This window comes from Bacillus toyonensis BCT-7112 (assembly GCF_000496285.1).
Lineage (GTDB): Bacteria > Bacillota > Bacilli > Bacillales > Bacillaceae_G > Bacillus_A > Bacillus_A toyonensis.
Genome location: NC_022781.1, coordinates 948,697 through 970,417, shown reverse-complemented (window position 1 = coordinate 970,417; position 21,721 = coordinate 948,697). Strand labels below are relative to the sequence as shown.

The window sequence follows — 21,721 nt, the reverse complement described above, 5'->3', positions numbered from 1 at the left end:
TATTCTGTATAGAGCTATATACTATAGACGAATACCGTTTTTTAACAGCTTAGTAAATGCATTAGAATAAATAGGTTTACTGTAATAGTAACCTTGAATAAACTGACATTTATTTTTTTGAAGGAAATTCACGTGTTCTTTCGTTTCTACACCTTCAGCGATAACCGACATCTCTAATGTATGTGCTAATGTGATGATTGTTTTAATGATTTCCATTCCATCTTCACACGTTTCAGACATTGTCATAAATTCCCTCGGGATTTTTAAAGTATCGATTGGATATAAAGGTAAGTAAGCAAGCGAAGAATAGCCTGTACCAAAGTCGTCGATTGAAATGTGAATTCCTAAATTTTTTAGTGTACGCAGTTTTATTAATGTTTCTCTTTCATCCATCATTGCAATTCGTTCTGTTAATTCAAGATCGAGAGAACTTGCTGGTAAGCCTGTAGTTGCTAAAGTAAATGAAATAGACTTTACAAAATCTTCTTGTTCAAATTCTTTAGCAGATAAATTTACTCCTATTTTTAAATGAGAATACCCGAGTACATGCCAACGTTTCATTTGCTCACAAGCTTGTTGTAATGTCCATTTTCCTATTGGAATAATTTGTAGTGTTTCTTCAGCAATAGGAATAAATTCGTATGGAGAAATAACACCTAATTCGGGATGGTTCCATCTGATCAAAGCTTCAGCACCGATAATTTTGTTAGATTCACTGTCAACTTGAGGTTGATATAAAAGGAATAATTCTTCATTTTGAAGTGCATTTGGTAAATCTTTCTCTAATCGTAATCGTCTTTCAATTTTTTTAGCGATTACATCGTCATAAATAGAGACTGAATTAAGCTCTTTTTCTTTCGCATCATACATTGCGACATTAGCATTTTTCAAAAGTGTAGAGGCATCGATTCCAGAATGTGGATAAATAGCGATACCAATACTAAGTGATACATTTAATTTTTGTTCATGTATGACAAATGGTTTTTTCATACTTTCAAATAATTCGTTACATAACTGGAATAAGGAATCATGGTCAGTATAGTTTTCAATTAAGATTGTGAATTCATCGCCACCGATTCTTGATACATAAGTATGTGATGGAAGACATGATTGGAATCGCTGTGCCACTTCTTCTAATATGTAATCACCTGACGAATGCCCAAGTGTATCGTTAATTGCTTTAAAGCGGTCTAAATCTAAATATAATAATGCGAACTCACTATTTATTGTTTGAGCATTCTTTATAACTTTTCTTAATTTCTTATGGAAATAGGCTCGATTCCCAATTTTCGTTACAGCATCGTGGAATGCTAAATATTTTATTTCTTCTTGTTGTTTTTTTTGTGCGGTAATATCCTTTACCATAATATAGCTTCCTGAAATTTGTCCATTTATCATAATAGGGACGATGGTAACGTATAAAAAATAAATAAAACCATCTTTATATTGAGAACTAAGTTGTAAGGATGCCGATTTTTGTTGTTTAACTTTTTCTAATGCAGTTAACAGTTTGTGTTTATCTTCATCTAAAATGATCGAGAAACATGTCTCACCGAGTAACTCGTTTGTTGGTGCTCCGAGTAGGACGCTTCCTGCCTTATTTACATTTAAGAATACTCCATTTAAATCAATTGTAAAAATAGGGTCAGGGTGATATTCATATAATGATTCGAATTTTTGCTGTTTCTCAGATAGAGCCTCTGACTTATGGACTAAATCAGAAGTCCTTAAAGTAACTTTATCTTCAAGTTGAGCATTAAATGCTTGTAGACGTTTTGTTAGAGTAGCATTTTGCATACCCACAATAGAATGTCGAATAAGTACAAAAACAAAAGCGATACAATTTCCTGTAATGAGAGTGGAAGATGATGTTTGTTCTTTTAACGTAAACCCGATTAGTATTGCGACGGCAAGGTAGGGGAATACGACTAAAACTTTTTTCCCTAATTTAGGGTGTACAGTAAAATAATTTTTATTGCTATTATAATCGTCTGAAATGGAACCAGCTATTGCGATAAGTAATATAGGTACTCTATATAAAAGACGTAATAGCGTTATAGTATCATTTGCTAAATGGCTATATAGGTAGAAGTAAATATAGTTAAAAGTTGCAGAACTTATTAATACAAAAATAAAAATATAAATTTTCCGTTTGGAATTAAAAACAGTTGGGCGGAAAAAGAGACTAACACTTAGTAGAAGAAGTAATAGGTCTGCAATTGGATATAGAAAGGAAAGAAAAATATCTCCCAGTGAAAGGGAAAATATATTTAAATCTGGCTGATTAAATAAATACCATTCTAATGTGAATACGGAAATGAGTACTATGCATAGATCACAAATAAAGAATGCCTTTTCCCATTTGTTGCATTCTTTTAAGATTTTATAGCAGAAAGCGATAAGGCAGAAGACTAGAAAAAACATGTAAAACACATCAGAAACAGTAAAACGATGTATTGGAATCTCAAAAAACTTATCTTGATACGTATATACTATTTTTCCTAATAAAAAACTACCAATTGCTATTGTGATACATATCCAAAAAGGATTTGAACTAACTTTTTTAGAATATATAGAGTAAATTAGTGATACAAATGTAATGGCTTCAATGATGAGTGAAGCGAAGCGTACATTGAAATTTGAAAAATGAGTAGGGAACAGAAAGAAAAACATAAAATAGATTGAATAGCATACTAATGTTGTAATTAATATGCATAGTTGTAAATTTTTATTTAATTTCAATAAAATCACCTTCTTTAATTACGCACCATATTCGTAATATCTATACATAATAATATTACTTAAGGATTGTATCAGATTTCCATATAAAAAGCATGCTAATAAGAAAAGAATTGAAGAGTGTAATACTTCTTAAAATTGAAAAAGTATTGCGTTCAATAATTTTTAGTTTATAAGGAATATAGATAGAATTTGTATATTTAGTCATCCTTTAGATTTTAAAGGTTTTTTAGTGATTTGCAAGCAGAGATGCAACATTACATATAAAATGACAAGGGACTTCCTTCTAAGTTATAAAACGAAAGGGAAGACTTTCTGTTTTAAAATCTGAAAATTTATAATTGAAAATAAGTTCCGGGAAGTAATATGATAAGAAAGTATGATTTTGTGGGTTTGATAGTGTTGCCATTAAAACTATAAAAAGAGGGTGAACTTTTAATGTTATGTCGAATTAAAGATGCAGAAATATACTACGAAATTGTTGGAGAGGGGAAACCAATCCTTATTATACATGGGTGTGCCCCTGATCATAGGTTAATGCAAAGATGTATGGAATCAGTATTTCAGAAATATGAAGGATATCAAAAAATTTATATTGATTTACCTGGCATGGGAAAATCGAACGCTCCAGATTGGATAAATAGTTCAGACCATATATTAGAAGTACTTATTGCATTTATTGAGGAGATTATTTCTACTGAAAAATTCTTATTGGTAGGAGAATCGTACGGAGGATATTTGGCTAGAGGGATACTCTCAAAGATGTCTGAGAAGGTGAATGGATTATTGTTAGTATGTCCTGTTGTTGTAGCACAACCAAAAGAAAGACTTTTACCGGATAAACAGGTACTTGTACGAGACGAGGAGTTTTTAAATACGCTCACTTCTATCGAAAGAGAAGAATTTTGCGATTTGGCAGTGGTAGCAAATGAATATACATATACACGATTCAAAGAAGAAATTAAGCCAGGATTAGATGTTGCTAATTATGAATTTATTGAAAGGTTGCAAAAGAATTACCCTCTTACTATAGATTTTCACCGTAAGAAATATGAGAAACCCGTTCTTTTATTAGCTGGAAGACAAGATATAACAGTAGGGTATCAAGATATTATAGGAATGATTGAAAATTATCCAAGAGCGACATTAGCTGTGTTAGACACGGCAGGACATAATTTGCAAATTGAACAGCCTGAACTATTTGAGAGTTTAGTAGGAGAGTGGATTAGAAGAACAACTTAGCAAAGTGTATAAAGTATATTAAAGGAGAATAAATTAATATTGCGATTACGCCTAAGTTTTTGGATGGGACAGATTAACGTGATGTATAAACAATCTTAAGGAGGAATTATGAGTACATTTATTTACATGGTTAGACATGGTGAATCACTTAAAATAGAGGGGAATGAAAGAACACGTGGATTAACTGAGAAAGGAAATTTAGATACTCATAGAGTAACTGAGATATTAAAAACAGAGGGAATTGATACTTTCATTTCAAGTCCGTATAAGAGAGCTATGTTAACGATAGAAGAGGCAGCTAATTTCTATGAAAAAGAAATAGTAGTATATGAAAATCTTAAAGAGTGTCGATTTGCAAGTGAGGATCAGATTATATTAGACAAAGAGGTGTATCCACTTGTAAAGAAGATGTTCTCTAATCCGGACTTTGCACGAACGGAAGGAGAGTCATATGCGGATTGCCAGAGAAGAGTAGTGAAAGTATTAAAAGAAATCTTAATGGGTTTTCAAGGGCGCAAAATTGTAATTGGTACACATGGGCTTGTCATGACATTGATGATGAACTATTTTGATAAGCAATATGGGCTTGAATTTTTAATGAATACAGCAAAACCGGATATATATAAGATGGAATTTAAAGAAGAACAATTAATGAATGTAGAGAGATTATGGAAAGCTGAATAAAATTGGTTGCATGGATTTTGCTGTAAAAGTTACTTTTATAGCAAAATCTTTTTTATTTGAATAGAAAGCATCTTTATCAACTATTTTTAGAATGTTACATCAATAAGTAATTATTCAGTGTTTGAATAAATTATGGGGGAATTGGTTTAGGGAAACAATTTTAAATGTGTCAAAACTCCAAACGTTGGATTTATATGCATTAGGAGAAAAAGATGTAGAATTTTGTCTTGTTGTACGTGTTTACTTTTTATTCCGTTACATATAGGCTTTGTGGTGTAAGGGGGAGACATCGCCTTTGCGCTAAATTTAGAAGGAGGTCATTGTGATGAAAAAGATGAAGAAATTTGCGGGAGTAGCTTTAGCGGGGACAATTGGATTAAGCGGACTACTTTTTTTAGAACCGAGTATAAGTGCTGCAGAAACATCGCAAGTGCAAGAGGAGAATGTTAATGCGATTCATGTAAAGATGAATCAAAGTGAGCATTATTTATTGAGTGGTAGAAGTATTGATGTTCTTTCGGGAGATAAAGAAGCAATTCAGCTAAATAAATATACAATTAGTTTTAGTAAACCTGGCGAGTATGTGATTAGGGTAAATGGTTGTGTTTATGACGATATCTATACTTTTACTGTGAGTGAGTAGTATATATTTTTATATTGTGAGATAAAAAAAGAAACACCCTATTTGCGGTGGGAATCGTAAATAGGGTGAATTATTTGTTAGAAAGTTAATGAAAAGAGCAATAGGTATTCAGTTGTATTTTATATATTTTCATTAATTTGCTCTTTATTTTTGTTATGTAAAGTATGTAAAAGTGTTTGAAATACTGTAAATGATTGCTGAAAGATTGGACTTTGAATAAAAGTGTATAGAAACGTTACGATGAAAACAGGACCTCCTAGCATATATCCAATAACTAATACAACGCATTCTACTATGATTCTAGCACGACTAATAGACAGTCCCGTTTTGTCGGAAATAGTAAGCATGAATCCATCGCGAGGTCCAGCGCCAATTCCAGCCGCAACATACATACCTCCCCCAATACCTGTGATTGCAATACCGGAAAATAAGATGAGTAAGTTTATCCATAAATAATGAGTAGCGTTTGGAAGGATATTTGATTGTAAGAAAAAGTCCATAATAGGACCGATAAGTAGTGCATTTAAAAATGTGCCCACGTTTATATATTTTCGATCTACTAGTAAAGAAATGAGAACGAGACATAATCCACATATGACACTCCACGTACCAATGGTCCATCCAAATCTTTGGTAGAGGGCCATATTTAAAACTTCCCACGGATGCAAACCGAGAAATTTAACTTTGACTGCAAGAGCGTTTCCAAGGCCAAAGAAAATTAATCCTAAGAAAAAAAGAAAATAGCGAAAGAGAGTTAGCCTCATCTTTAAAACCTCCCATATTTTATAATTATGTATGTTACCTGTTACGGTTTTAATGTACAAATATTATTTCTTTTTATCATTCGTTTAAAATTGTTAACAATGTAAATGAAATATACATCTTCACAGTCAAAAAAGTTAAAATATTTCGTTTTAAGGATTATAATGGAGAAAGAAACAGAAAAGGGAGTGAACGAACTTGAAACAAGAACTTATTGAAAGATTTACGAGATATGTAAAAATTGATACCCAATCAAATGAAGAAAGCCATACAGTACCAACAACACCCGGACAAATTGAATTTGGTAAGTTATTAGTTGAAGAGTTAAAAGAAATTGGGTTAACAGAAGTAACGATGGATGACAATGGTTATGTGATGGCAACACTTCCCGCTAATACGGACAAGGATGTGCCTGTAATCGGATTTTTAGCCCATTTAGATACGGCAACAGACTTTACAGGGAAAAACGTAAAACCACAAATTCATGAAAATTTTGATGGTCATGCAATTACGTTAAATGAAGAGTTAAATGTTGTATTAACACCAGAGCAGTTCCCGGAATTACCATCATATAAAGGTCATACGATTATTACAACTGATGGTACAACACTTCTAGGAGCAGATGATAAAGCTGGTCTTACAGAAATTATGGTTGCAATGAACTATTTAATACATAATCCGCAAATTAAGCACGGGAAAATAAGAGTAGCATTTACACCGGATGAAGAAATTGGTCGTGGGCCAGCGCATTTTGATGTAGAAGCGTTTGGTGCATCATTTGCTTACACGATGGATGGAGGTCCATTAGGTGGTTTAGAGTATGAAAGTTTTAATGCTGCAGGTGCTAAGTTAACGTTTAACGGAACGAATACACATCCTGGAACAGCGAAAAATAAAATGCGTAACGCAACTAAACTTGCTATGGAGTTTAATGGGCATCTACCGGTAGAAGATGCACCAGAATATACGGAAGGTTATGAAGGGTTCTATCATTTACTTTCTTTAAATGGTGATGTTGAGCAAAGTAAGGCGTATTACATTATTCGAGATTTTGATCGTGAAAATTTTGAGACACGTAAAAATAACGTTGAAAATATTGTGAAGCAAATGCAAGAGAAGTATGGGCAAGATGCGGTCGTTTTAGAAATGAATGATCAATATTATAACATGCTTGAAAAAATTGAACCGGTAAGAGAAATTGTTGATATTGCATATGAAGCGATGAAAAGTTTAAATATCGAACCGAACATTCACCCGATTCGCGGTGGAACAGATGGATCACAATTATCATATATGGGATTACCGACGCCAAATATTTTCACTGGTGGTGAAAACTACCATGGTAAATTTGAGTATGTTTCGGTAGATACTATGGAAAAAGCTGTTCAAGTTATTGTAGAAATCGCAAGACGATTTGAAGAACAAGCTTAGAAAAGAACCAAGTAGTACGAATGTGCTACTTGGTTCTTTTTAATATAGCACTCGCCACAAATAAAAAGTTGCATAAGATTCCCAATTTGTCCAGTTTGCCGCAAAGTCTTTTATTTCATTTTTAGTCGGTTTATTTTGGGAACCTGTAATAAATTTAATTGCATTATGCAGACCAACATCATCAATTGGAAAGGCTGAAGGGAAGCGTAAACAGCGCATTAAAACATAGTGGGCAGTCCACGGTCCTATACCATGGATAGCGGTTAATTGTTTTTCAGCAATTTTTACATCTTGTGTTTGTAGTAACGATTCTTTTGATAGTTTCCCTTCTGTAATAAGCTTCGCAATACCGATTAAATATTCACATTTTCTAGTCGTCATTTTTAATTTTTTAAGATCCTCTACATGTAAATTTACAATTGTTTCAGGTGATGGGAATATCCTATGTTTTCTATCGTTCCATTCTACGTAACTTCCAAATTGTTCAACTAATCTTCTTTTTAGCGTATAAGCATATGCGAGGTTAATTTGTTGACCGATAATTCCCCAGGAAAGTGCTTCAAATAAATCTGGAATACCTAATGTGCGAAGCCCATAATAATCTTGAATAGGGCCTTGAAGGAGTGGATCATGTTTAGCTAATGTATAAAAAGGAGCTAAATCGGTAGTGAAATCAAACCACTCTATTACATAGTTAGCTACAGCATCACATACCCATTTTTCAGAGTTATAGGATTCTCCTAAAAAACGTATTTGAATATTTCCGTCAGTATTTATACTAATTTCAACTAAAGGGTTTACATGTTCAACAGGAATGACTTTATAAATTTTGTTATCTTCAATGTGAAACATACATTCATTGTTAGAACGTGATAGATAGCGTAAGTTTTCTTGGAAATTAAATTCTTTTGGAGCTGCTAAAGTCAATGCGTTATTATATTCTGCTGTCATATGAATTCCACCTGTAATTTTTCTAATGTGAGCAATTCTTTTTTCATTTCTAATCCGCCTCTAAAACCAGTTAGTTTTCCATCTTTTCCTATAACGCGATGGCAAGGAATCGTAATGAGAAGAGGGTTGGCGGCAATAGCAGAAGCAACGGCACGCACAGCTGTAGGTTTTTGAATTCTTTCTGCAATTTCTGAATAAGAATAGGTCTTCCCGTAAGGAATTTCACGTACCGTATTCCAAACGGATAATTGAAAAGCAGTTCCGTAAGCATCGATAGGGAAAGTAAAAGTTTCACGCTTGTTTTCTAAATACTCGATAATTTCTTTCGTATATGTTTGCATGTAATCTGGATTGCAAGTCAATATATGTTGGGGCTTTTTTTTTCTAGCCCATATATTTAGTTCTTCAAAGTTTGCGTCTTGTGATCCAATAAAACAAATTCCATTTTCAGTTGCCGCAATATGAAAGCACCAATTTTTATGTGTAAGTAGCGTCCAATATATAGATTTATTTTTGTAGGAATTCATTATTGTCTCCCTCTTTCATTACGTTCTTTTTTCGATATTCAGTAGGAGTAAATCCAGTTTTCGTTTTAAATAAAGTTGCGAAATACTCTTGGTTTTCTATCCCGACAGCAGTACTAATTTCCTTAACGGATTGCTTTGTATGTGAAAGATATTCCGTCGCTTTCACAATCCTGAATTGCTGTATATATTCCATTGGGCTAATTCCTGTTATTCTTTTGAAAGTGCGTTGTAAATGAAAGGGACTACCGTGGCACATTTCCGCCAGTATGTCGAGAGTTAATGCTTCGTCAAAATGCTTTGCAATATACTCTTTAATTTGTACTACCCACTCTTCATTTGGTAAAGTGATCCCATTTGGTTTACAACGTTTGCACGGACGAAAATTTTCATGCAATGCTTGTTCTGCATGAAGAAAAATTCGTACATTGTTTTGATTCGGTATTCTTGATTTACACGATGGTCGGCAAAAGATACCAGTTGATTTCACAGCATAAAAGAATTTGTTGTCATAGGAAGAATCATTATGAATAATTGCTTGCCAATACTCACTTGTTAACGTAAATCCTTCATTGTGCAAAGAACATCACCTCTGAAATTAGTATAACCTGAATAAAGTGCGTATGTACGTATTCAAAAATGTAAGAGCAAGATTACAAAGATGAAAATATGATTGTTTTTCTATTTTGTGATAGCATGAACTTTGAAAGTGAACAGCAAGAGGAGGATTATAAGTGAAGTTAATTTCATGGAATGTAAATGGTTTACGTGCAGTTATCGCAAAAGGTGGATTTTTAGAATACCTTGAGGAATCTAATGCAGATATATTTTGTCTACAAGAAATTAAATTACAGAGTGGACAAATTGATTTAAATCCAGAGGGATATTATACATATTGGAATTATGCTGTGAAAAAAGGCTATTCAGGAACGGCAATTTTTACGAAAAAAGAACCGCTTTCTGTTACGTACGGTTTAGGCATTGAAGAGCATGATCAAGAAGGAAGAGTCATTACTTTAGAATTCGAAGATTTTTACATGATAACGTTATACACGCCAAACTCAAAACGAGGATTAGAGCGTTTAGATTACAGAATGGAATGGGAAGATGATTTCAGGACTTATATAAAGCAATTAGATGAAAAGAAACCAGTTGTTTTCTGTGGAGATTTAAATGTTGCTCATAAAGAAATAGATTTAAAAAATCCAAAAAGTAACCGTAAAAACCCTGGATTTTCTGATGAGGAAAGGGAGAAGTTTACACGTATTTTAGAAGAAGGATTTGTTGATACGTATCGTCACCTTTATCCTAATCAGGAAGGCGCATACTCTTGGTGGTCCTATCGTATGGGAGCAAGAGCGAAAAATATCGGATGGCGTTTAGATTATTTTGTTGTCTCTGAAAGAATAAAAGGGCAAATAACAGATGCGAAAATTAACAGTGAAATAATGGGATCAGACCATTGCCCAGTTGAATTACATATAAATTTCTAAAAAAAGAAGTATCTCGCTAATAATAGGCGGATACTTCTTTTTAATTCAGTTTGTTAAAATTTTTCAAATCATTCTTGAAATAATTGCATATTAAATATATACTTAGTAACGATAATCATTATCAGTGAAAAGGGTTATCAATGGATGAAGTGTGAAAGAATTATAGTTTAGGGGAAGTGAACGAGAATGAGTTCCGGATAAAATTATTAATCTAATGAATTATATGCATGGAACAAGTTTCATGTAGTTAAGTTTTTATATAAAAATAATCTATTTACAGGTTTCGAGAGGAGATATATAAAGATGAACAAGAAGTTATTTACGTTAGGGATGGTTACAGTTTTAAGTGTAGGGTTAGCGGCATGTAATAGTGCGGATAAAACTTCAGGGGAGCAAAAGCAACAGACAAAAGCTACGGAAACGAAAAAAGACGAAAAGCGAAAAATTACATATTTAGGTAAAGAATATACAGTGCCAGCAAAAGTAGATAAAATTGCGACAGCTAGTTTAGAGTCAATGGAAGATGCGGCCGTACTTGGAATTAAACCAGTTGGTGCGATTACTGTAGGTGGTAAATTACCAAAGTATCTTGAAAAAGATTTAGAGGGTGCAAAATCTGTTGGTGAGAAAATGCAACCGAATTTTGAAACATTACTTCAATTAAAACCAGATGTTATTACATCAAGTACGAAATTCCCAGCAGAAACAGCTGAAAAGTTTACAAAAGTAGCTCCGACGTTCCCGGTATCACACGTTTCAACAAATTGGGAGGATAACTTAAAGTTAATGGGAGAATTAACTGGTAAAAAAGATAAAGCAGAAAAGATTATTAAAGATTACAATGCGGACGCTGAAAAAGCAAAAGCAAAACTAGGAGATAAGTTAAAAGACAAAAAAGTACTTGTCGTTAGACTAAGAGCAAACGAATTATTCCTATATCCTGAAGGTGTATACTTTAACCCTGTCATTTATAAAGATCTTGGACTAACTGCTCCAGAACAATTGAAAACTGTAAAAGCACAAGAGAAAATTTCATTTGAAAAACTTGCTGAACTTAACCCGGATTATATTTTCTTACAATACGAGGCAAGTGAAAATAAAAACCCGAAAGTACTAGAAGAAATTGAAAGCAATCCAATTTGGCAAAGTATGAATGCTGCGAAAGAAAAGAAAGTATTTGTAAACGTTGTGGATCCAATGGCACAAGGTGGTACAGCTTGGAGTAAAACAGCATTCTTAAAAGAAGCAGTGAAAAATTTATCTAAATAATACAATAAGTAAGGTGCGTTGAATGATATGCAGAAAACAAATGCAGTACCAGTAACTATATTATGTATAGCACCCATACTCATCTTAGCTACAGTTATACTTTCTATTTTGTATGGTGCGAAAAGTATTGATGCTGAAACAGTGTGGAACGCATTATTTCATTTTGATTCAAGCGATGTAAATCATAATATTATTATTACTTCACGTTTACCAAGGGTAGTTGCAGCTCTTTTAGTCGGAGCATTTCTAGCCATATCAGGAGCACTTATGCAGGGGATGACAAGAAACTATCTTGCATCCCCTTCTATTATGGGTGTGACGGATGGTGCAGCCTTTGTTATTACACTATGTATGATTTTTCTTCCAGGAATGTCATCAATCGGTATGGTTTTATGTTCAATGATTGGTTCTGCACTAGGGGCCGGTATCGTGTTTGGTTTTGGCTCACTTCTTCAAAATGGCTTATCTCCTGTTAGGTTAGCAATTATAGGGACAGTTATTGGAACATTTTTAAGCAGTGTATCAGCTGCGATGGCTTCGTATTTCCAAATTTCTCAAAATGTTAGTTTTTGGTTTAATGCAAAGTTAGACCAAGTGGACCCTAATATAATTAAAATCACGATACCTTTTGGGATAATTGGGATAGTTTTAGCGCTGTTAATAGCGAAATCTATTACCATTCTTTCTTTAGGAGAAGAAGTTTCTATTAATCTAGGGCAGCGTACAAAACTAGTAAAAGCGATGGCAATTTTATCAGTAATTTTTTTAACAGGAACAGCAGTTGCTTTAGTAGGAAAAGTTGGTTTTGTAGGCTTAATTATTCCACACATTACTCGCTTTATTATTGGGGTAGATTATAAGTGGATTTTACCATGTGCGGGTGTTATTGGTGGAGTTTTCTTAGCTTTATGTGATGTATTAAGTAGATTTGTAAACTATCCATTTGAAACGCCAATTGGAGTCGTTACATCTTTAATTGGGATTCCTTTCTTCCTTTATTTAATCCGTACAAGAGGAGGAGAGAGACATGCTTAAAAGTTCAAGTCAACGTTTTGGAATGACGATGGGGATTATTATATTTTTAATACTATGTGCCATTTATATTAGTTTAACGAATGGAACGTTTGATATTACGATTACAGATGTATTTAAAACACTTTTTAGAATAGATCCGTTACCAGAGCATGATTTAGTTATTTTTGAGTTTCGTCTTCCGCGCATTGTAATTGCTGGATTAGTAGGATTAGGATTAGGCGTTGCGGGTGCTGTAATTCAAGGGATTACGAGAAATGGTTTGGCGGACCCAGGTATTTTAGGAGTAAATGCCGGAGCAGGTACAGCTATCGTCATTTTTATGTTTTTCTTTCAAGGACAATTAAAGAGCACAGACTGGATTTCTATAATGATGATGCCGATGTTTGGCCTAGTTGGTGGATTAGGTGCAGCCATTATAATCTATCTGTTTTCTTGGAAAAACGGTAAGTTAGATTCGCAGCGACTTTTGTTAACAGGGATTGCAATCGGTTCAGGGTTTGGCGCATTCTCTATGTATTTATCACTCAAAATGAAATCATCTGATTTTGAGATGGCTGCAGTTTGGGTGTCTGGAAGCATATATAGTGCAAACTGGAAGTATATTATTGCTATGTTACCGTGGCTTATCATTTTAATTCCACTTATACAGAAGAAAGCTTATTTATTAGATTTATTTCAATTGGAAGAAACGAGTATTACGAGTTTAGGTGTTTCAGTAGAAAGAGAGAAATCAATTTTACTATTAAGTAGTATCGGACTTGTGAGCGCATGTGTTGCTGTTTCAGGAAGTATTGGTTTCATCGGACTAATGGCATCGCATATAGCGAAAAGACTTGTTGGTATTCAGCATAAGCATATCATTCCTACGTGCGGAGTAATCGGAATGTTTCTTGTAATTGCTTCAGACTTTATTGCAAAAACAGTTTTCACACCTGTAGAGTTACCAGTTGGAATCGTTATTTCTATTGTCGGTGTACCGTATTTCTTATATTTACTTTATAAGGCGAAAGCGTAAGAGGAGGAATAAAAGTGAGTATTTTAAGTGCAAAAAATTTAGAAACGAGTTATGAAAAACTTACAGTGTTTCGCGATTTAAATGTGGAAATACAAGAAGGAAAAGTAACGACAATTATAGGGCCAAACGGGTGCGGTAAATCAACACTATTAAAAACGATGGGACGAATTTTAAAGCAAAAAAGCGGAAAAGTTTATTTGCAAGGACAGGATTTAAATACAATTCCAACGAAAGAAATTGCCAAGCTGTTAGCCTTACTTCCGCAAACTCCGATTGCACCAGGAGAGCTTAAAGTAGAAGAATTAATTTCTTATGGACGCTATCCACATCGAAATAACGTAAACAAGTTAACCTCAAAAGATAAAGAAATGATTGATTGGGCATTAGATATAACGAAAACTTCAGAATTTAGAACGAGACAAATTGCAAATTTATCAGGTGGTCAACGACAAAAGGTATGGCTAGCGATGGCTTTAGCGCAAGAGACAGAAGTGTTGCTATTAGATGAACCGACTACATATCTTGATATGTCTCACCAATTAGATGTATTGCAAATTGTAGAAAAGTTAAATAGAGAACATAATTGTACGATTGTAATGGTATTGCATGATATTAACCACGCAGCAAGGTTTTCCGATGAAATTATTGCAATGAAAGATGGGGAAATTGTTACAACTGGTAGTCCAGAAGAAATTATTACAAATGAAGTATTAAAAGAAGTATTTCATATTGATGCGCGTGTCATGATTGACCCGTATAATGGGGCTCCTGTTTGTTTCGGTTATGATAGTGTTGTATCTCAAGAAGAAAAAGTAGAAATATATGTAACGAGTTAAAAGGGGGAGATAGGGTGAATACTACTATTGAAAAACAGCAGATTATTACATCTAATACAGAACAGTGGAAAATGTATTCAAAAGTAGAGGGTAAGGAATATCAAATTCATATTTCAAAGCCGAGGCAACCAGCACCGGATTCAGGATACCCTGTCATATACGTATTAGATGGCAATGCCTTTTTTCAAACATTTCATGAAGCGGTTAAAATACAATCAGTAAGGGCTGAAAAAACAGGTGTTTCACCAGCCGTTATAGTAGGTATCGGTTATCCAATTGAAGGAGCATTTTCAGGAGAAGAAAGATGCTATGATTTTACACCTAGCGTAATTTCAAAAGATGCTCCTTTAAAACCAGACGGTAAACCGTGGCCTAAAACAGGAGGAGCACATAACTTCTTTACTTTTATTGAAGAAGAAGTTAAACCGCAAATTGAAAAAAGTTTTGCGATTGATAAAGGAAAACAAACGTTATTTGGGCATTCGCTAGGTGGCCTATTTGCTTTACACATACTATTTACAAACGTAAATGCCTTTCAAAATTATTTTATTAGTAGTCCATCTATTTGGTGGAATAACCGATCTGTACTTGAAAAAGAAGAGAACCTTATAAATGAATTAAACAATGCTAAGTTTGAAACAGGGGTATTCCTTACAGTTGGGTCACTAGAACGAGAGCATATGGTTGTAGGTGCAAATGAATTATCAGAGCGACTTCTCCAAGTAACACATGATAAACTTAAATTTAAGTTTTATGAAGCGGAAGGGGAGAATCACGCATCTGTTGTCCCAACGTCTTTAAGTAAAGGATTGCGATTTATTAGTCAAGTGTAGAAGAAGTATATGAAAAAAGGTAAGCGATTGCTTACCTTTTTTCATTATTGTTTTATTGCTACGTATCCATCAATTAAAAAGCTAGTGAAAAAGCGATTGATTTGAGTAAATCCACATTCCTCCATAATAGCAAGTAGATTATTTTCGGAAATAGGAAATATGTCTGTTTCAAAAGAATTTTCAAACCGGTCCCAATCTTCTAATGGAATTTGATTTTGTATCATGTAGTTTTGCCAAGCATTCAATTGCGCAGAAAACATACTTGTATGGGGTACACCATTTATTGTAGAGAGAAAGAATGGAGCGTCAGGTTTTAAGCGCCTACTAATTTCATGAAGAAGCTCTTTTTTCTCCTCAATAGTTGGGATGAAATGAAGAACAAGCATACAGGTAGCGGTGTCAAATAACGAATTTGGTAATAATGAATGGACAGTTCCATGTACGAAGTGAATTTGGTTCTGTACGCCTTCGTTTTCAATTCTTTTTTTAGCTAACTGTAGCATGCTTTCAGATGGATCAACACCTGTAAAAGATAAATTGCTATTTTGTTTACCTATTGAGAGGATCTCTTGTCCACCTCCAGCACCTATAACTAGTAAATTCGGATTGATATGTTCTTTAGGGAGTGTAGTAAACAAGAAATGATTTATCATGTCGTATAGGGTGTAATAGCTTGGGATTTTTAATGGAATTCTTTGTTCATATGAACTTACGGTAGTATCATTCCAATTCATTTTTGACCTCCTAAGTATATGTACTATAGCTTTATTATGAAATAAATGTATGAAGGTGAACAATCCCATAAATCTGGGGGGAAGAGGATGTATGAAAAAACAACGAAAGAAATTACAATGCTAGCGAATCGTATAAGTTCTATAAGGACATTTCAAAAGTCATTTCTCCACTTGATTCGTAAAGTTATTGATTTTGAAGCCGCTTGTTTTACAATTATAGACCCAATTTCTTTTTTATCTACTGGGGCATTTACGGATGCAAGTGTTGAAAAGATTCATCCACAATTGTTTATGAATGAATTTCTAGATGATGATTTTAATAAATTTAAATATTTATCAGAACACTCACCTCATGTTGCTGCTCTTAGTATGGCGACAAATGGTGAGCAAAAGAAAAGTTCTAGATACCGAAATATTTTAAAACCAGCAAGTTTTGGAGATGAATTAAGGGGCGTTTGTATAAGTAAGGGGAAATGTTTTGGGCATCTTAGTTTATTTCGAGGGAGTACCAGTCCCGTTTTTCATATCGATGATTGTAAGTACTTAGCAACGATAGTCCCAATTGCTGGAGAGGCTTTAAAAAAGGCATTTCCTATACCTTTTTCAGAAGAGAAGGTGATAGGGACAGGCACGATTATATTAAGTGAGGATTTTAATTTATTATATTGGAATCAAGATGGCAGCGATTGGCTCTCAAATCTTAGAAAGTATGAACAGTTAAATATAAAAGAAATACCAAGACCAATACGAGCAGTTTGTTCGAAAGTAAAGGCTAACGAATATAATGTAGATTGCATACGGAGAGAAGAAAAAGTTTGTATACCTTTAGCCTATGGACATTTTCTAATCATTCGGGCCAGTAAGTTAGAATGTACAAGTAGTTTTCAGGCTGGTTATGTTGTTCTTTTCGAAAGAGCAAGACCAGAAGAAATCTTTCCGCTTATTATGGAAGTTTATAGTTTTACAACACGTGAGAAGCAAGTAGTACGTAAAATTCTTACAGGTATGTCGACAAAGGAATTAGCCCAAGAACTGTGTATATCTATATACACAGTACAAGATCATTTAAAATCCATTTTTGAAAAGACTGGGGTAAGTAGTAGAAATGAACTTGTGTGGGAAGTTTTTTCGAGATTTTGCTTTGATGTTGATAAATAAAAATAAAACAAGTCTACTAAAATCACATGAAGTACGGTGGCTGAGTTGTAAAATAGGGCTGAAAAAAGGTTATGGATGAAACATTCCGTAACCTTTTTTCATAAGTAGAATTGTCCTTTTTGAAAGTTTTGTTTCAACTTTTCGTCTAAAGAGACAAAAAGTTGTCACATTTCCGTCACAATTAGCATAAACATAAAATAGACGAAATGAACTTATTTCCAAAAAGGCTTGATTCATTCAAATCAAGAGGAATAGAGCTGAAAAAGCGCGGATTAAAAGTTCACTATATTCTCAAGGAGGTAGATCGTATGAAAACTATTCTTGCTATCGCTGGACTGATTTGGGTTCTATCACATGGCATCCCAATTTATGAAGGAGAACAAATTCGCAGTGCTCTGAATAAAAATTTTAATGAATATCATATCATTGATCGGCAAGATAATGTTGTGACAGTTCGAGTGAATGATTGTTTTCATACGGTGACCGTTGAAGGAACTTCAGTAGTGAATGATACAAAAGTATGTGATCAGCAATAACTATATATAGGAAGAAAAAAGTCTCAATTTAAACGTGTGAAGATTGAGGCTTTTATATTTGTAGGCGAATAATAAGCGGGGATGGACAATCCCCGCTTATTATTGTTTCAATTTATCCCGCTATTTGCCAGGCAGTAAGACCCCCACCTCAAAATTCAGCGAAAGCAAAGAAGGTAGGTGAAGGTCGGGCTGCCCATAAAAGCTCGATTGGTGAGGGCTAATTAAAATTTCACTTTATTGGATTTTGATTGGAGATATAATGATTTTTTTACAAAAAGGAAAGGGTATAATAAAAATTGAGACTGAGAAGCTAATAATGTGTTAAGAATAATCATAAAGTGGAAATATACTCATATGGGGTATCATACATAGATATTTAATGCTATAATTGGTATACTCATAAAAGCAATTGTTTTATTGGATGAAGAGAAATTTTAAGAAGGTGATAATATGGATCATAAAGAGCATGAATCAGTAACACATAGATCAGAAAAAGAAAAAGAGCAAATTATAAATAGATTGAAGAGAATCGAAGGACAAGTTCGTGGTATTCAAAATATGATTGAAAATGATCGTTATTGCGTTGATATTTTAGTGCAAATTTCAGCGATTAATGCAGCGATGAAAAAAGTAGGAATGGGTGTCTTAAAAAATCATACGAGTCATTGTGTTTCAGGAGCTATTAAAAATGGAAATGGTGACGAAGCAATTGAAGAATTAATGACAGTATTTGAACGTTTTTCAAAAGCGTAAAAACAAGCTAGTATGTAACTGGCTTGTTTTTTTGTTTACCCGTATATTGGATTTAGGTGTATTGTAGTGAAAAAGTGTGTGTAAAATAAACGTTTAGAAAATAATTGAAAAATCATGATACAAAACCATTGATTACCTTAGGGGGGTATAGTAAAATGTAGTTGTGATTAACAAACAATGAAGAAACAAGAGGAGGATTTTAAATGGAACAGTTAACATTAAAAGTTGAAGGTATGTCTTGTGGACATTGTGTAAACTCTATCGAAAGCAGTGTGAAAGAGCTAAACGGTGTTGAAAAAGTGAAGGTTCAATTAGCAGAAGGAACTGTTGAAGTTACTATCGACTCGTCTGCTATAACATTAAAAGATATCGTTGCTGTAATTGAAGATCAAGGATACGATGTTCAATAATTATTTTTAGATATGGAAATAAATCGTACTTTAAACGAAGTACGATTTATTTTGCTAATAATTATACCTCACAAGGGTATATAGAGGTGAGAGACATGAATGAACAAAAAGAGGCCAATCTTCAAATATCAGGAATGACATGTGCAGCATGTGCCAATAGAATTGAAAAAGGTCTGAAAAAAGTAGAAGGTGTTCATGATGCAAATGTAAATTTTGCACTTGAAAAAACAAAAATAATGTACGATCCAACTAAAACAACTCCGCAACACTTTAAAGAAAAAGTTGAATCGTTAGGATATGGAATTGTAAGTGATAAAGCTGAATTTACTGTTTCAGGAATGACATGTGCAGCATGTGCGAATAGAGTTGAAAAGCGTTTAAATAAGTTAGATGGTGTGAACAAAGCGACGGTTAATTTCGCTTTAGAGTCGGCAACGGTAGACTTTAATCCTGATGAAGTCAGTGTAAATGAAATGAAGAGTACGATTACAAAGTTAGGATATAAATTAGAAGTGAAATCAGATGAGCGAGATGGATCAACAGATCATCGCTTACAAGAAATTAAACGACAAAAGAAAAAATTTATTATTTCGTTTATTTTATCATTCCCGTTATTGTGGGCAATGGTGAGTCATTTCTCATTTACATCGTTTATTTATTTACCTGATATGCTAATGAACCCTTGGGTACAGCTAGCTCTTGCAACTCCTGTTCAATTTATCATTGGTGGACAGTTTTATATTGGAGCTTATAAAGCGTTACGTAATAAAAGTGCGAATATGGATGTTCTCGTGGCACTTGGAACGTCGGCCGCTTATTTCTATAGTGTATATTTAAGTATTCAATCTATTGGTTCTTCGGAACATATGACAGATTTATATTTTGAAACGAGTGCGGTACTTATTACATTAATTATTTTAGGTAAATTATTTGAAGCAAAGGCAAAGGGACGTTCATCAGAAGCAATTAAAAAGTTAATGGGATTACAAGCGAAAACAGCTACAGTTGTACGAGATGGAACAGAAATGAAGATTTTAATCGAAGAAGTGGTAGCTGGTGATATCGTTTATGTAAAACCTGGTGAAAAAATACCAGTTGATGGAGAAATTGTAGAAGGAAAATCTGCGATTGATGAATCGATGTTAACGGGTGAAAGTATTCCAGTTGATAAAACAATTGGAGATGTAGTAATTGGTTCTACAATAAATAAAAATGGATTTTTAAAAGTTAAAGCAACTAAGGTAGGTAGAGATACGGCATTAGCTCAAATTATTAAAGTAGTAGAAGAAGCGCAAGGATCGAAAGCGCCTATTCAACGGGTAGCTGATCAAATTTCTGGTATTTTCGTACCGGTTGTAGTTGTGATTGCTATTATTACATTTGCAGTGTGGATGATATTTGTTACACCTGGTGATTTTGGCGGAGCGCTTGAGAAAATGATAGCAGTACTTGTTATCGCCTGCCCATGTGCGTTAGGTCTTGCGACACCTACATCTATTATGGCTGGATCAGGAAGATCAGCTGAGTATGGTATTTTATTTAAAGGTGGAGAGCATTTAGAAGCAACGCACCGATTAGATACGGTTATTTTAGACAAAACGGGTACTGTGACAAATGGGAAGCCAGTATTAACAGATATAATTGTAGCAGATGGATTCCATGAAGAAGAAATACTACGTTTAGTAGGAGCGGCAGAAAAAAATTCTGAACACCCACTTGCAGAAGCGATAGTAGAAGGAATTAAAGAAAAGAAAATTGATATACCAAGTTCGGAAACATTTGAAGCAATTCCTGGGTTCGGTATTGAATCGATTGTTGAAGGGAAACAATTATTAATTGGTACACGTCGATTAATGACGAAGTTTAATATTGATATTGAAGAAGTTTCTAAATCGATGGAAGAGCTAGAGCGAGAAGGAAAAACAGCAATGTTAATAGCGATAGATAAGGAGTATGCTGGAATAGTTGCTGTTGCGGATACTGTAAAAGATACTTCAAAAGCAGCTATCGCACGACTTAAGAAAATGGGTCTAGACGTTGTTATGATTACAGGGGATAATACACAAACTGCTCAGGCAATTGCAGGGCAAGTTGGTATTGATCACGTAATTGCAGAAGTATTGCCAGAAGGAAAAGCAGAAGAAGTGAAAAAACTGCAAGCGCAAGGTAAGAAAGTAGCGATGGTTGGAGATGGAATAAATGATGCTCCTGCTCTTGCTACAGCAGACATTGGTATGGCAATTGGAACAGGAACGGATGTAGCGATGGAAGCAGCGGATATTACGTTAATCCGTGGTGATTTAAATAGTATTGCCGATGCAATTTTTATGAGTAAAATGACGATTAGAAATATTAAGCAAAACCTATTCTGGGCGTTAGCTTATAATGGCTTAGGGATCCCAATTGCAGCATTAGGTTTCTTAGCACCTTGGGTTGCAGGGGCGGCGATGGCATTTAGCTCGGTATCAGTCGTATTAAATGCACTAAGATTGCAAAGAGTGAAATTAAAATAATAAAAATTTTAATTTATAGAGTAATTGAAAATGCTTTTATACAAAAAAACAATACTTTGAATAAGTGTTGTTTTTTTGTTTGTATAAAAAGAAAAAAGGTATAATAAAGCAGCAATATTGAATCTTATTATAGTAGAAAGCCGAGTGTTAGTTTAGTAAG

At 34.0% G+C, this 21,721-nt stretch carries 21 protein-coding genes; 15 read left to right on the top strand and 6 right to left on the bottom strand.

Annotated elements, in window-relative coordinates:
* Positions 1 to 21: 21 nt before the first annotated feature.
* On the bottom strand, positions 22 to 2,742 hold the full coding sequence (locus BTOYO_RS04910) for a sensor domain-containing protein (protein WP_000773578.1): 2,721 nt from the start codon (positions 2,740 to 2,742) through the stop codon (positions 22 to 24).
* A gap of 435 nt (positions 2,743 to 3,177) precedes the next feature.
* Here BTOYO_RS04910 and BTOYO_RS04905 point away from each other — a divergent pair, with 435 nt between their 5' ends.
* From BTOYO_RS04905 to BTOYO_RS04895, 3 genes are all read left to right on the top strand, one after another.
* Entirely contained in the window at positions 3,178 to 3,981 is an 804-nt protein-coding gene (locus BTOYO_RS04905) for an alpha/beta fold hydrolase (RefSeq protein ID WP_000882565.1), read from the top strand.
* A 108-nt stretch (positions 3,982 to 4,089) separates the two neighbouring features.
* The gene (locus BTOYO_RS04900) at positions 4,090 to 4,665 is read left to right on the top strand and encodes a histidine phosphatase family protein (protein ID WP_000102868.1); all 576 of its coding nucleotides are present in this window, start codon (positions 4,090 to 4,092) and stop codon (positions 4,663 to 4,665) included.
* Between the two features lie 325 nt (positions 4,666 to 4,990).
* Positions 4,991 to 5,308 (top strand): hypothetical protein, encoded by a 318-nt coding sequence (locus BTOYO_RS04895; protein ID WP_000738320.1) that lies wholly within the window; start codon positions 4,991 to 4,993, stop codon positions 5,306 to 5,308.
* Between the two features lie 119 nt (positions 5,309 to 5,427).
* Here the strand turns inward: BTOYO_RS04895 and BTOYO_RS04890 are convergent, their stop codons facing one another.
* On the bottom strand, positions 5,428 to 6,072 hold the full coding sequence (locus tag BTOYO_RS04890; RefSeq protein WP_001241268.1) for a YczE/YyaS/YitT family protein: 645 nt from the start codon (positions 6,070 to 6,072) through the stop codon (positions 5,428 to 5,430).
* Positions 6,073 to 6,268: 196 nt separating this feature from the next.
* Between BTOYO_RS04890 and pepT the strand changes: the two genes are divergently transcribed.
* A complete protein-coding gene (pepT, locus tag BTOYO_RS04885; protein ID WP_000807008.1) occupies positions 6,269 to 7,501 on the top strand; it encodes a peptidase T in 1,233 nt (410 codons plus the stop codon).
* A 39-nt stretch (positions 7,502 to 7,540) separates the two neighbouring features.
* Here pepT and BTOYO_RS04880 read toward each other — a convergent pair whose 3' ends face one another.
* From BTOYO_RS04880 to BTOYO_RS04870, 3 genes are read right to left on the bottom strand one after another with little or no spacing between them, the layout of a single operon-like run.
* Positions 7,541 to 8,452 (bottom strand): DNA-3-methyladenine glycosylase 2, encoded by a 912-nt coding sequence (locus BTOYO_RS04880; RefSeq protein WP_000123493.1) that lies wholly within the window; start codon positions 8,450 to 8,452, stop codon positions 7,541 to 7,543.
* Positions 8,449 to 8,979 carry a methylated-DNA--[protein]-cysteine S-methyltransferase gene (locus BTOYO_RS04875; RefSeq protein WP_001089819.1) on the bottom strand — a complete coding sequence of 177 codons (531 nt, stop codon included), beginning with the start codon at positions 8,977 to 8,979 and terminating at the stop codon, positions 8,449 to 8,451. The genes BTOYO_RS04880 and BTOYO_RS04875 overlap by 4 nt, the downstream gene beginning before the upstream one ends.
* The gene (locus BTOYO_RS04870) at positions 8,960 to 9,556 is read right to left on the bottom strand and encodes a bifunctional transcriptional activator/DNA repair enzyme AdaA (protein ID WP_000551292.1); all 597 of its coding nucleotides are present in this window, start codon (positions 9,554 to 9,556) and stop codon (positions 8,960 to 8,962) included. Before BTOYO_RS04870 ends, BTOYO_RS04875 begins: the two co-directional genes overlap by 20 nt.
* A 154-nt stretch (positions 9,557 to 9,710) precedes the next feature.
* On the opposite strand from BTOYO_RS04870, the gene BTOYO_RS04865 reads away from it, so the two are divergent.
* From BTOYO_RS04865 to BTOYO_RS04840, 6 genes are all read left to right on the top strand, one after another.
* On the top strand, positions 9,711 to 10,469 hold the full coding sequence (locus BTOYO_RS04865) for an exodeoxyribonuclease III (protein WP_000767610.1): 759 nt from the start codon (positions 9,711 to 9,713) through the stop codon (positions 10,467 to 10,469).
* Positions 10,470 to 10,772: 303 nt separating this feature from the next.
* On the top strand, positions 10,773 to 11,738 hold the full coding sequence (locus BTOYO_RS04860) for an iron-hydroxamate ABC transporter substrate-binding protein (protein WP_001035500.1): 966 nt from the start codon (positions 10,773 to 10,775) through the stop codon (positions 11,736 to 11,738).
* A gap of 27 nt (positions 11,739 to 11,765) precedes the next feature.
* The gene (locus BTOYO_RS04855; protein WP_001173039.1) at positions 11,766 to 12,773 is read left to right on the top strand and encodes a FecCD family ABC transporter permease; all 1,008 of its coding nucleotides are present in this window, start codon (positions 11,766 to 11,768) and stop codon (positions 12,771 to 12,773) included.
* Positions 12,766 to 13,788: a FecCD family ABC transporter permease gene (locus tag BTOYO_RS04850; protein WP_023441018.1), complete on the top strand. Its 1,023-nt coding sequence runs from the start codon at positions 12,766 to 12,768 to the stop codon at positions 13,786 to 13,788. Before BTOYO_RS04855 ends, BTOYO_RS04850 begins: the two co-directional genes overlap by 8 nt.
* 14 nt (positions 13,789 to 13,802) lie before the next feature.
* Positions 13,803 to 14,624 carry an ABC transporter ATP-binding protein gene (locus BTOYO_RS04845; RefSeq protein ID WP_000025775.1) on the top strand — a complete coding sequence of 274 codons (822 nt, stop codon included), beginning with the start codon at positions 13,803 to 13,805 and terminating at the stop codon, positions 14,622 to 14,624.
* Between the two features lie 14 nt (positions 14,625 to 14,638).
* Positions 14,639 to 15,457 carry an alpha/beta hydrolase gene (locus BTOYO_RS04840; protein ID WP_001098325.1) on the top strand — a complete coding sequence of 273 codons (819 nt, stop codon included), beginning with the start codon at positions 14,639 to 14,641 and terminating at the stop codon, positions 15,455 to 15,457.
* Positions 15,458 to 15,501: 44 nt separating this feature from the next.
* Here the strand turns inward: BTOYO_RS04840 and BTOYO_RS04835 are convergent, their stop codons facing one another.
* A complete protein-coding gene (locus BTOYO_RS04835) occupies positions 15,502 to 16,191 on the bottom strand; it encodes a class I SAM-dependent methyltransferase (RefSeq protein ID WP_001104348.1) in 690 nt (229 codons plus the stop codon).
* Positions 16,192 to 16,278: 87 nt separating this feature from the next.
* Between BTOYO_RS04835 and BTOYO_RS04830 the strand changes: the two genes are divergently transcribed.
* From BTOYO_RS04830 to BTOYO_RS04810, 5 genes are all read left to right on the top strand, one after another.
* Entirely contained in the window at positions 16,279 to 17,349 is a 1,071-nt protein-coding gene (locus BTOYO_RS04830) for a helix-turn-helix transcriptional regulator (protein WP_000273065.1), read from the top strand.
* Positions 17,350 to 17,657: 308 nt separating this feature from the next.
* Positions 17,658 to 17,885, top strand: a complete 228-nt coding sequence (locus tag BTOYO_RS04825) for a hypothetical protein (protein WP_000849103.1) — start codon at positions 17,658 to 17,660, stop codon at positions 17,883 to 17,885.
* Positions 17,886 to 18,335: 450 nt separating this feature from the next.
* Entirely contained in the window at positions 18,336 to 18,638 is a 303-nt protein-coding gene (locus BTOYO_RS04820; protein WP_000349642.1) for a metal-sensing transcriptional repressor, read from the top strand.
* Positions 18,639 to 18,841: 203 nt separating this feature from the next.
* Positions 18,842 to 19,048 (top strand): copper chaperone CopZ, encoded by a 207-nt coding sequence (gene copZ, locus BTOYO_RS04815; protein WP_000436967.1) that lies wholly within the window; start codon positions 18,842 to 18,844, stop codon positions 19,046 to 19,048.
* A 95-nt stretch (positions 19,049 to 19,143) separates the two neighbouring features.
* Positions 19,144 to 21,561 (top strand): heavy metal translocating P-type ATPase, encoded by a 2,418-nt coding sequence (locus BTOYO_RS04810; RefSeq protein ID WP_001005320.1) that lies wholly within the window; start codon positions 19,144 to 19,146, stop codon positions 21,559 to 21,561.
* Positions 21,562 to 21,721: the final 160 nt, after the last annotated feature.